Source organism: Hydrogenophaga sp. (assembly GCF_018780075.1).
Classification (GTDB): Bacteria; Pseudomonadota; Gammaproteobacteria; order Burkholderiales; family Burkholderiaceae_C; genus Hydrogenophaga.
Genome location: NZ_JADMKB010000188.1, coordinates 1 through 10,286, shown reverse-complemented (window position 1 = coordinate 10,286; position 10,286 = coordinate 1). Strand labels below are relative to the sequence as shown.

The 10,286-nt window shown below is 69.2% G+C and carries 12 protein-coding genes; 6 read left to right on the top strand and 6 right to left on the bottom strand.

From position 1 onward, the window contains the following. Nucleotides 1-266 (bottom strand): FAD-dependent oxidoreductase (locus IV088_RS26080; protein ID WP_291108038.1); only part of this gene is annotated, 266 nt, incomplete at its 3' end. A 153-nt stretch (nucleotides 267-419) separates the two neighbouring features. Between IV088_RS26080 and IV088_RS26075 the strand changes: the two genes are divergently transcribed. Beyond that, nucleotides 420-689 (top strand): TfoX/Sxy family protein, encoded by a 270-nt coding sequence (locus IV088_RS26075; protein ID WP_291108035.1) that lies wholly within the window; start codon nucleotides 420-422, stop codon nucleotides 687-689. A gap of 168 nt (nucleotides 690-857) precedes the next feature. Further along, nucleotides 858-1,448 carry an NAD(P)H-dependent oxidoreductase gene (locus IV088_RS26070; RefSeq protein WP_291108033.1) on the top strand — a complete coding sequence of 197 codons (591 nt, stop codon included), beginning with the start codon at nucleotides 858-860 and terminating at the stop codon, nucleotides 1,446-1,448. Between the two features lie 151 nt (nucleotides 1,449-1,599). On the opposite strand, the gene IV088_RS26065 is transcribed toward IV088_RS26070, so the two are convergent. Both IV088_RS26065 and mprF read right to left on the bottom strand, forming a co-directional pair. Further along, nucleotides 1,600-2,997, bottom strand: a complete 1,398-nt coding sequence (locus tag IV088_RS26065; RefSeq protein ID WP_291108030.1) for an AcvB/VirJ family lysyl-phosphatidylglycerol hydrolase — start codon at nucleotides 2,995-2,997, stop codon at nucleotides 1,600-1,602. Further along, on the bottom strand, nucleotides 2,994-5,561 hold the full coding sequence (gene mprF / locus IV088_RS26060; RefSeq protein ID WP_291108028.1) for a bifunctional lysylphosphatidylglycerol flippase/synthetase MprF: 2,568 nt from the start codon (nucleotides 5,559-5,561) through the stop codon (nucleotides 2,994-2,996). Before mprF ends, IV088_RS26065 begins: the two co-directional genes overlap by 4 nt. A gap of 116 nt (nucleotides 5,562-5,677) precedes the next feature. Here mprF and IV088_RS26055 point away from each other — a divergent pair, with 116 nt between their 5' ends. Beyond that, entirely contained in the window at nucleotides 5,678-5,956 is a 279-nt protein-coding gene (locus IV088_RS26055) for a YkgJ family cysteine cluster protein (RefSeq protein WP_291108026.1), read from the top strand. Between the two features lie 170 nt (nucleotides 5,957-6,126). On the opposite strand, the gene IV088_RS26050 is transcribed toward IV088_RS26055, so the two are convergent. The 3 genes from IV088_RS26050 to IV088_RS26040 all read right to left on the bottom strand — a co-directional run bounded on the left by IV088_RS26050 (nucleotide 6,127) and on the right by IV088_RS26040 (nucleotide 8,000). Beyond that, complete coding sequence (locus IV088_RS26050; RefSeq protein ID WP_291108024.1) at nucleotides 6,127-6,699, bottom strand: YceI family protein; 573 nt, start codon at nucleotides 6,697-6,699, stop codon at nucleotides 6,127-6,129. Nucleotides 6,700-6,852: 153 nt separating this feature from the next. After that, the gene (locus IV088_RS26045; protein ID WP_291108022.1) at nucleotides 6,853-7,416 is read right to left on the bottom strand and encodes a YceI family protein; all 564 of its coding nucleotides are present in this window, start codon (nucleotides 7,414-7,416) and stop codon (nucleotides 6,853-6,855) included. Between the two features lie 26 nt (nucleotides 7,417-7,442). Then, on the bottom strand, nucleotides 7,443-8,000 hold the full coding sequence (locus tag IV088_RS26040; RefSeq protein ID WP_291108019.1) for a cytochrome b: 558 nt from the start codon (nucleotides 7,998-8,000) through the stop codon (nucleotides 7,443-7,445). A 134-nt stretch (nucleotides 8,001-8,134) separates the two neighbouring features. On the opposite strand from IV088_RS26040, the gene IV088_RS26035 reads away from it, so the two are divergent. From IV088_RS26035 to IV088_RS26025, 3 genes are all read left to right on the top strand, one after another. Continuing rightward, entirely contained in the window at nucleotides 8,135-8,788 is a 654-nt protein-coding gene (locus IV088_RS26035) for a Crp/Fnr family transcriptional regulator (protein WP_291108016.1), read from the top strand. A 132-nt stretch (nucleotides 8,789-8,920) separates the two neighbouring features. After that, nucleotides 8,921-9,112: a DUF2892 domain-containing protein gene (locus IV088_RS26030; RefSeq protein ID WP_291108013.1), complete on the top strand. Its 192-nt coding sequence runs from the start codon at nucleotides 8,921-8,923 to the stop codon at nucleotides 9,110-9,112. A gap of 240 nt (nucleotides 9,113-9,352) precedes the next feature. Next, entirely contained in the window at nucleotides 9,353-10,126 is a 774-nt protein-coding gene (locus tag IV088_RS26025) for a class II aldolase/adducin family protein (protein ID WP_291108011.1), read from the top strand. Nucleotides 10,127-10,286 lie beyond the last annotated feature (160 nt).

The window sequence follows — 10,286 nt, the reverse complement described above, 5'->3', positions numbered from 1 at the left end:
CCCTTGCTGCTGTTGAGGATGCGGAACTGGATGCCGCCCTCGTCCGTGGCCAGCGCCATCGCGCCGCCCAGCGCGTCCACCTCTTTCACCAGGTGGCCCTTGCCGATGCCGCCGATGCTGGGGTTGCAGCTCATCTGCCCCAGCGTCTCGATGTTGTGGGTGAGCAGCAGCGTGGCGCAGCCCATGCGCGCGGCGGCGAGCGCGGCCTCGGTGCCGGCGTGGCCACCGCCGACGACGATGACATCAAACTCTTGGGGGTACAACATGAAGCGGCTCCAGGGACACAAGCGGGGGTCTGTGCCCGACAATGCAGGCGGCGATGTTTCACGTGAAACACACCCCGGCGGACCAGACCCGGCCCGGCGGAAAGCCCGCTATTTTCCCATCAACCCGCCTTTGCCGCTTCTTTGCCGATGAGCATGCCCTTGCGCGATCACCTGCCGGGTCTCGGCCCCAAGTCGCTGGCCATGCTGGCCGCTGCGGGCATACCGGACCGCACGGCGCTCGAACGGCTGGGTGCGGTGGCCGCCTACCTGCAGGTGAAACGCGCCGGCCAGCCCGCCAGCCTCAACCTGCTCTGGGCGCTCGAAGGCGCGCTCACCGGGCAACACTGGCAGACCGTGGCGCGCGAAGAGCGCACCCGCCTGCTGCTGGCGCTGGACGCGGCGCAACACCCGCCCTCGCCGTGAGCGCCGCCCGGCCGCTCCGAAGGCGCTCAGCACCGCAGTGCGCAGCACGGAGGGCAGTCCAGTGAGCACCGAGATCCAGCCAGTCCACCCCGGGCGAAGGCTGCTCGGCGCCAAGCCGGCCCCGGCATCCGCAGGAATCCTGCGTGGCTCCGGTGCCAGAATCGGGGCATGACCACCCCCACCCCCCTCCTCGTCTTCGCGGGCAGCACCCGCGCCCAGTCCTTCAACCGCAAGCTGGCCACCCAGGCCGCCGCCCTGGCCGGCGCGGCCGGCGCCCAGGTCACGCACATCGAGCTGGCCGACTTCGACGTGCCCCTGTACAACGCCGACCTCGAAGCCCAAGGCACGCCGCGCGACGTGGTCAGGCTCAAGGAAATCTTCTTCGCCCACCCGGCCTGGCTGGTGGTTTCGCCCGAGTACAACGGCAGCTACACCGCGCTGCTGAAAAACACCATCGACTGGGTGTCCAGCCCCATCAAGGGCGACCCGGTCTGGTCCAGCGGCACCAAGCCCTTCGCCGGCAAGGTGGTCGGCCTGCTCTCGGCCTCGCCCGGTGCGCTCGGTGGCCTGCGCAGCCTGAGCCACCTGACGCCGCTGATGATGAACCTGCAATGCTGGGTGGCGCCGAAACAGTTCGCCCTGTCCAAAGCCGGCGAAGCCTTTGACGCCAACGGTCAGCTGGTGGCCGAGTCCGCCCGCAGCAGCGTGCAGGGCGTGGTGGACCAGGTGCTCAACGCCGCACAGCGCTTGAACGCCTGAGATTGCGCCACTATTGAAATGCGCCCCAGGCCGGAGCGCGCCCCACAACGCATGAGGTGACCCACCCCAGGGCACCGCCGGGCCGGCTTCGCCGGACGGCCAGTGCCGCCCCCTTGAGGGGGTCGCGCGCAGCGCGGCGGGGATGTTCCATCTAAGGCACCCGGGCTTGTTGCAATATCTGCTCGGCCAGCAACTCGTAGTTGCCGCCGAAGTGGTGGTCGCCCTTGAGCTGCACCGGGGTCACGAGCTCGGTGGAGGTCGTGGGGCAGATGGTGTCGCGGTCGTCGCTGCCGTAGAGGCAGGTGGTGGTGGCGGCCGACAGGCTGGCCAGCTCGGGCTTGAGCCGCGTGCCCAGGTGGTTGCGCACCACCCAGTTGGACAGCTTGAACTCGAACGAGGCCTTCTCCCCCGGCCCGATCAGCACCGTGTGCACCACCAGGCTTCGGGACGCGCTGGACAGGCGGTTCAGCGCGAACGGCAGCACGTCGGCCCCCTGGGAGTAGCCGACCAGCACCACCCGGCTCTTCTTCCACTGCACGGCGTAATGGCGCAACAGGCGGTCCATGTCGCTGGCCAGCCCCTGCGGGGTGCGCAGCTTCCAGAAATAGCGCAGCGAATCCAGCCCGACCACGGGCACGCCGCGCGCGGCCATGACGGCGGCCACTTTCTTGTCCAGCCCCGCCCAGCCGCCGTCCCCCGACACCAGCACCGCAAACACATCGGACGGCACGTTGGACGGCACCTCCACCAGCGGCAGATCGGCGATGTCGCTGCCGGCGCCCGGCGGCTTGACCACCACCCCCGCCGTGAGCTGGCGGTAGGCGGACTGGTAGGCCGGCAGCGCGCCCTTGCCGGACAGCACGCCGTGCTCCATGGCCCCCGGCAGCGGCACCAGTTCGGCCCCGGGCACCTGGGCCACGAAGGCCTGGGCGGCCCCGGCCTCGCAGGCCTTGTCGTCGCTGCCCTGCAGGGCGATCCACGGTGCCCGCAGTTTGCCAGCGGGCAGCAGAGTGAGCGCACGCTTGTCGGCGTTTTGCCGGAAATGAACCCCGTCCCCCTTGCACAAGGGCTTGGCCAGCACCAGCTCGGGACAGAAGCCCGTCGACAGGGTGCCGGCGAAGGTGCCTTCGGGCGCCTGGGCCAGCAGGGCGTAGGCCAGGCTGGCGCCCGAGCCCTGCCCCACCAGCAGCGGCGGGTAGTAGGCCGGCAGGTGCGCGTAGCCCTGCAGAAAGTGCGAGAGGTTCTCGAAATCGCCGTCGGGCAGGGCGCAGTCGCCGCCGTCTTTCTCCAGCAGGGCCAGCAGCTGCGGCGTGTTCACGCCCGCCACCACCGCGCCCTGCTCCACCAGCGGCTTCGCCATCGCGGCCATCGCGGGCGTCCAGCCCGCCTCGCCCGAGAGCAGGATGGCGAACGACTTCACCTCGCCCTTGGGCCGGTAGAGCTGCACGTCCTTGAAGCGGCCGTGCGAGATTTTTTCCTGCGCTTGCGCCAGACCCGGTGCGGTCAGCGCGCACGACAACGCCAGCAAGGCGGTGGCAAAGGTGTTCATTTGGACATGACCCGTCGGAAGCCGCCGGCGATCAGGGCGGCGATGTCGGTGAGGATGATGAAAGGCGCCAGCCCGCCCGGCGCGGTCAGGTAACGCGGCTCCCAGACCGGGTCGAACTTCGCCTTGAAGGCGCGCAGACCCTGGAAGTTGTAGAAGTTTTCGCCGTGGTTGAACAGCAGGCGCGCCAGGCGCTGCCAGTGGGGCGCCAGCGGGTGCTGGGCCATGCCCGCCAGCGGCACCATGCCCAGGTTGAAGCGCTGGAAACCCTGGGCCTGGAAGTGCAGGATCACGTGGGCAAACAGGAAATCCATCGAGCTGCGCGGCGCGTCGGGCAGCTGGCGCATCAGGTCCACGCTGGCCTCGACCTTCTGGTCGGTGCACATCAGGGTGGCAAACGCCACCGCCCGGCCGGCCTGTCGCACCAGCGCCACCGGCTGGCCCAGCACGTAGTCGCGCTGGAACGCGCCGAGCGAAAACGCCTTCTCGGCCGTGCTGTGATCGTTCAGCCAGGCGTCCGAAATCGCCTGCAGTTCATCAAACACCGCCGCCACCGCGCCGGGCGCCAGCACCTCGAAACTCAGGCCTTCGCGCTGCGCGCGCGCCACCCCGTGGCGCAGGTTGGCGCGGGGCTTGCCCTGCAGGCTGAAGCCGGGCAGGTCCACCAGGGCGCACTCGCCGAGCTTGTAGACGCGCAGGCCGGCGTCCAGGTAGACCGGCAGCGCCTCGGGGCGCACCTGGTAAAACGCCGCCCGCCCGCCGGACTCGCGCGCCTGCTCGACGAAGCGCCACACCAGCTCGGGCCACTCGCTGGCCGGTCCCACCGGGTCGTGCAGCGCCACCCAGGAGCGGCCGCGCCGCCCGAACATGACAAACGCCCGCTGCGACTCGGAGACCATCAGGCTCTTGTCACCCATCATCACCAGCCCCGCGCCCGCCACCCCTTGCGCGCGCACGATGCGCGCGGCCTGGTCGAGCGCACCGGCGCTGGGCTTGATCAGCGCCGGGTGGGGCCGGCGCATCAGCTGGACCAGGGCCACGAAGAACGCCACCAGCGCCACCGCCACCATGGCCCGCAGCGAGCGCGGCGCGTGGCCGTCGAACGCGAACTGCCACCAGACCTGGTTCACATAGGCGACATCGCGATACACGAAGAACAGCAAGGCACCGGTGGCCGCCACCACCACCGCCACCGCGGCCAGCCAGCCGCCGGTGAAGGCCTGCGAGAACAGCGCCGCTTTGCGGTTGAACTGCCGGCGCGACAGCGCCAGGCTCGCCGTCAGCACGCTGAGCAGCACCGCCTCGGACACCGCGATGCCCTTGGGCAGGCAGAGCACCAGGCTCACCAGCGCCAGGATCAGGCCGGCCCACCACGACGCGTCGAGCCGCAGGAACATGCCCCGGGCCACAAACAGCAGCGCCAGCCCGATGATGCTGCCCAGAAAGTGGGCCGCTTCGACGATGGGCAGCGGCATGAGCTGCGCGAGCAACGTGGTCGCGTCCTCGTTGGCCGGCGTCACGCCCGACACCAGCAGCATCACGCCGATCACGAAGGTGAAGGCCGAGAGCAGCAGCGGCGACAGACTGGCCGCCGCCCGCACCACCGGCGTGGCGGCGCCGCGCTGCAGCTCGGACAGCACCAGCAGCCCCAGCGCCAGCACCAGCGGCAGCAGGTGGTAGACCGCGCGGTACAGCACCAGCGCGCTCACCAGCTGGTGAGCGGGCACCTGCTGGCCCAGCGCCAGCAACATCACCGACTCGAACACCCCCAGGCCACCGGGCACATGGCTGATCACGCCCAGGGCGATGGCCAGCGAATAGAAGCCCACAAAGGCCGGGAAACCGATCGCTCCCTCGGGCAGCAGGAACCACAGCGCCGCCGCCGCCGCCACCACGTCCACGGCCGAGATCAGCAACTGCTGGGCGGCGATGGACGCGCTGGGCAGGCGCAGCGACCAGCCCGCCAGACGCAGGTCGTCACCCCCGCCACGGCACATGCCCACAAAAACCGCCGCGGCGACCAACACCGCCACGCCCAGGGCCTTCAGCAGCCCGGCCGACAGCCCCACCATGGCCGCCACCGCACCGGCGCCCCACACCAGCGAGGCCGCCCCCACCACCACGATGCCGATGGTGAAACCGATGGCATTGAACGCGATGGCACGGGTGATCAGCCCCGCCTCCAGCCCCGCCGCGCCATACAGGCGCATGCGCACCGCACCGCCCGTGAGCACACCCAGCCCCATGGTGTTGGACAGCGCATAGGCGATGAAAGAGGTTTCGGCCACCACCCGGTAGGGCAGCCGGGCGCCCGCGTACCGCAGGGCGGAGCGGTCGTAAAAGGTCAGCGCCAGAAAGCTCAGCGCCGTGGCCAGCACCGACAGCAGCAAGGTGGCCGGCGGCGTGCCGCGCACCGCCTCGACGATGGCGCCGTAGCTCAGCTCCACCATCACCTTGTGCGCCGCCTGCACCAGCAGCGCGCCCAGCAGCAAGGCGAGCGCGGCGTACATCCAGATGCGCCAACGGGTCAGTTGCGCAATCAGCAGTTCGGGGGTGGGGATCTTCACGGGGTGGGCCGGGGCATCGAGCGGGTACAGGGGGTCATCGGCAGGCCCACCCGAATCTCAAGCCGGCGGCCGAGTGTAGCGCCCGACCCGCGGTGAACCCATGACAATCGGGATCCATGCCAGCAACTTCCGCACCCACCCTCGCCTGCCGCCCCGGCTGCGCCGCCTGCTGCATCGCGCCGTCCATCAGCAGCCCGATGCCGGGCCTTCCGGGCGGCAAACCGGCGGGCGTGCCCTGCCCGCACCTGGACGAGGTCCTGCGCTGCCGCCTGTTCGGCCGGCCCGAGCGGCCGAAGGTGTGCGAATCGCTGCCGCCCAGCCGGGAGATGTGCGGCGACACACGCGAACACGCGCTGCATTTTCTGGAGCGCCTGGAGCACGCCACGAAGCCATGAGAAAGGCCCGCAAGAGCGGGCCCCTAAAGATAACCAAGCGAAACAAGCCTCTTCGGAGGCACGTGCCTCACCCAGCACACGCCGAAGATCCGGCTTTGCCGGTCCAAGGGCGTGGTCCCCCCTCCGGGGGGAAGCCGCGCAGCGGCGCAGGGGGGATCGATCCTGGGGGGTTACTGCTTCACCGCTTCGACCTGCAGCACCAGGCGCACGTTCTTCGGGAAGCCCCAGTCGATGCCGTAGTTCACGCCAAAGGCGGTGCGGTCGATGGTGGTCTCGAAGTCGCCGCCGCAGACTTCGCGCTTGAGCATGGGGCTCTCGTAGCAGTTGAACTGGTTGGCCTTCAGGGTCACGGGCTGGGTCTTGCCGAGCAGCGTCAGGTTGCCGTCGACGGACGCGACCTTGTCGCCATTGAAGACGAACTTGCTGGAGACGAACTGGGCCTTGGGGAATTTGGCGGCGTCGAGGATCTCGGCGCTCTGCAGGTGCTTGTCGAACATGGCCGTGCCGGAGTTCACCGAAGCGGTCTCGAAGCTGATGTCGACCTTGCCGGTCTTGGCGGCCTTGTCGAAGCTGATCTTGCCGTCCTTCTTGTCGAAACGTGCGCGGTTCGTGGTGGCGCCCATGTGGCCGATTTCAAAGGAGGCAAAGGTGTGCGTCGGGTCGATCGCGTAGTCGGCGGCCTGGGCGATGCCGGCGGTGGACAGAACGGCGGCCGCGGCCAGCAGGGTCAGGGAAGTGCGCATGGGATGAACTCCTAGGTTCGGGTTGGTAGAAAAGAAAACGGGAAAGACAAACTCGTCCGGAGCGCGTGCCCAAAGCCCCGGATGCCGTGGAACCGGCTTTGCCGGGCCACAGGCATCGCCCCCTGGGGGGTGACGCGCAGCGGCGCGGGGGGGTTACAACTTGGGAACACCCGTGAGGGCGATCTTGAACTTCACTTGCACCTCGTCGGCCACCATCGAGGTGTCGGCCCACTCCTTCTCGCCGATGCGGAAGGTCAGGCGCTTGATCGGGAAGGCGCCGGTCGCCGTGGTGGTGGCGCCGTTCTGCGCCAGCGTGACGGGCACCACCACGTCGCTGATCACACCCTTGATGCTGAGCTTGCCGGTGACCTCGAACTTGTTGGCGTCCAGGCGCTTGATGCCGCTGGAGGCGAAGGTCGCCTTGGGGAAGGCCGCCACGTTGAACCAGGTCGCCTTGGGCAGCTCGGCGTTGGCCTCGCGGCTGATGTCGGCGCTGCCGGTGTCCACGCTGAAGGCGATCTTGCTGGTGGCCAGCTTGGTCGGGTCGAACGCCACCTGGGCGCTGAAGGTCTTGAACTTGCCCTCCACGGGCACACCCATCTGGCGGCTGGTGAAGGCCACCTCGCTCTGGGCGGGGATCAGCGCCTGCTGGGCCTGCGCGGCGAAGGGGAACAAGCTGACGGCGACCAGCGCCAACGGCATCCAACGGGTGTTCATAGATAGAGATTCCTGGAAAACGAGGATCAGCCGCGACCAAAGCCGATGCGCTGGAGCAGACCGTCGCGGTCGATGAAGTGGTGTTTGAGCGCGCCGCCGATGTGCAGCAGCACCAGGGCGGCCATGGCGAAGGCGGAAAGCTCGTGCAGTTCTTTCAGCACGTCGGACAGCGACTCGCTCACCGGCACGAAGTCGGGCAGCTGCCACAGGCCGAACAGCACGATGGGGAAGCCGGCGGCCGAGCTGTAGGCCCAACCCAGCAGCGGCACCGCGAAAAACAGCGCGTACAGGCCGTGGTGCGTGGCGTGGTGGGCCATGCGTTGCCAGACGGGCATGGCGGTTTCAATGGCCACCGGCAAGGCGGGTGGCGGCGCCATCAGCCGCGTCAGCAGACGGACCGCCGAGAAAGCGAGCACCAGCACACCGGCCCACTTGTGCCAGCTGGAGTACTGCAGGCGCGCGGGCGAAAACGGCAGGTCGGCCATGTACAGGCCCAGGGCAAAGTTGCCCACCAGGGCCAGGGCCAGCAGCCAGTGCAGCGCACGGGCCAGCGGGTGGTAACGGGTGACGGGAATTGAAGACATGGCGGCAGTGTAGGGAGCCCCCCGCGCGCCAAGGGTGAAATGCCTTGAAGCCTCCATTCAAATAATTCGAACGAACTTTGGCCTGCCGTTCGGATCTCCCACCCCATCGCCGGGTCTCCTCCTACAATGCGCCGATGCCCGCCACCGCCCCGCCCGACCTGCTCACGCTGTACCCGGCATTGGGCGCGCTGCACCCGCTGCTGGCCCGGCTCACGCCCATGACCGTGCCAGCCGGCACCCGGCTGTTCCGCGAAAACGACCCCTGCCAGGGCTTCCCGCTGGTGCTCGCCGGCGAGGTGCGCGTCTCGCGCAGCGCCGCCAACGGCCGCGAGCTGGAGCTGTACCGGGTGACCCCGGGCGAGATGTGCCTGGTGTCGTCCGCCGGCCTGTTCGCCGACCAGCCGCTCACCGCGCACGGCGTGGCCACCTGCGACACCACGCTGTGCCTGTTGTCGCCGCCCGATTTCCACACCGCCCTCGGCGACGAAGCGTTCCGCGGCTATGTGCTCGGCCTGTTCGCCGCACGCATGGCCGACCTCACCGGCCTGATCGAGGCCATCGCCTTCCAGAAACTCGACAGCCGCCTGGCCAACGCCCTGCTCGGCCACGGCCAGCAACTCAAAACCACCCACCAGGCGCTGGCCGACGAGCTGGGCACGGTGCGCGAGATCGTCACCCGCCTGCTGCACCGCTTCGAACGCGACGGCCTGGTCGAGCTCTCGCGCGAGAGCATCACGATCCGCGACAGCGCCGGGCTGCGCGCGCTGGCGGCGGGACAGGGCGGCTGAGCGCCAGAGACCCTGTGTGACCCCGGTCACAGACCGGCGCCGCACAAAGGGGTGCAATGGCTCTTGCGCCCATCGCCTCGCCCTGCGCCCGGCGGTGACCCCCTGACCCTTTCCCTTCACTGGAGCATTCACATGACCAAAAACGTGGGCGGCATCGACCGCACCCTGCGCATCGTCGTCGGCCTGGCCCTCATCGCCGCCGCCGCCACCGGCACCATCGGTGTCTGGGGCTACGTGGGCCTCGTGCCGCTGGCCACGGGCCTGATGGGCTGGTGCCCGCCGTATGCGATGCTGGGTTTCAACACTTGCAGCATGAAGAAGTAACCCCCCTGCGCCGCGAGGGGCACACCCCCGCGCCGCCTGCGGCGTCACCCCCACGGGGGCATCACGAGCGGCCCGGCGGAGCCGGTTCCGCCGTGATCTGGGTTCGGGCACGCGCGCCGGAGAGGTCGCTTGTCCCCTTTCTGCGTCTCCGCTTGTCCGACCTGCGACAGCCCGCCCGCGATGTCCGCGCGACCATGTCGCGCACAGCCGCGCCCCCCGACGCGGCGCAGGAGACACGTCATGCTCAACATCCCCTCCCTCAAAGACACCGTCAGCCCCGACGAGTGGCGGCTGCGCTGCGACCTCGCGGCGTGCTACCGCTTGGTGGCGGCCTACGGCTGGAGCGATCTGGTCTTCACCCACATCAGCGCCAAGCTGCCCGACAGCGTCACCGGCGGCGAGCACCAGTTCCTGATCAATCCCTACGGCCTGATGTTCGACGAGATCACGGCGAGCAGCCTGGTCAAGGTGGACATGGCGTGCAACAAGCTGATCGATTCGCCCTTCCCGGTCAACCCGGCCGGCTTCGTGATCCACAGCGCGGTGCACGAGGCGCGGCCCGAGGCCCAGTGCGTGCTGCACACCCACACGCGCGCCGGCGTGGGCGTGAGCGCACAGAAGGCGGGCATCCTGCCCATCAGCCAGCAAAGCACCTTCGTGCTGGCCTCGCTGGCGTACCACGGCTACGAGGGCGTGGCCTTCCGGCCGGACGAGAAGCCGCGCCTGCAGGCCGACCTGGGCTCGGCCAACTTCCTGGTGCTGCGCAACCACGGCCTGCTCACCGTGGGCACCAGCATCCCCGACGCCTTCCTCTCGATGTACACCTTCGAGAACACCTGCCGCATCCAGATCGACGCGCTGGCCGGCGGCGGTGAACTCACGCAGGTGGACCCGCGCATCCTCGCGGGCATGAGCGAGGTGATGAAGATCGCCACCGCCGGCCAGGGCGCGATGCTCGCGTGGCCCGCGCTGCTGCGCAAGGTGGAGCGGCTGGACCCGGGCTACAAGACCTGAGCGCTGCAGAGACGGCTGACGAACCGCATTGCACAGGGCGCCCGTGGAACCGGCTCTGCCGGGCCACCAAGCGCGTCCCCCTTGGGGGGAAGCCGCGCAGCGGCGCTGAACTGACCCCCAGAAGTTGGACAAACTTCGAGGGGTTTCATGAGGAAGTACA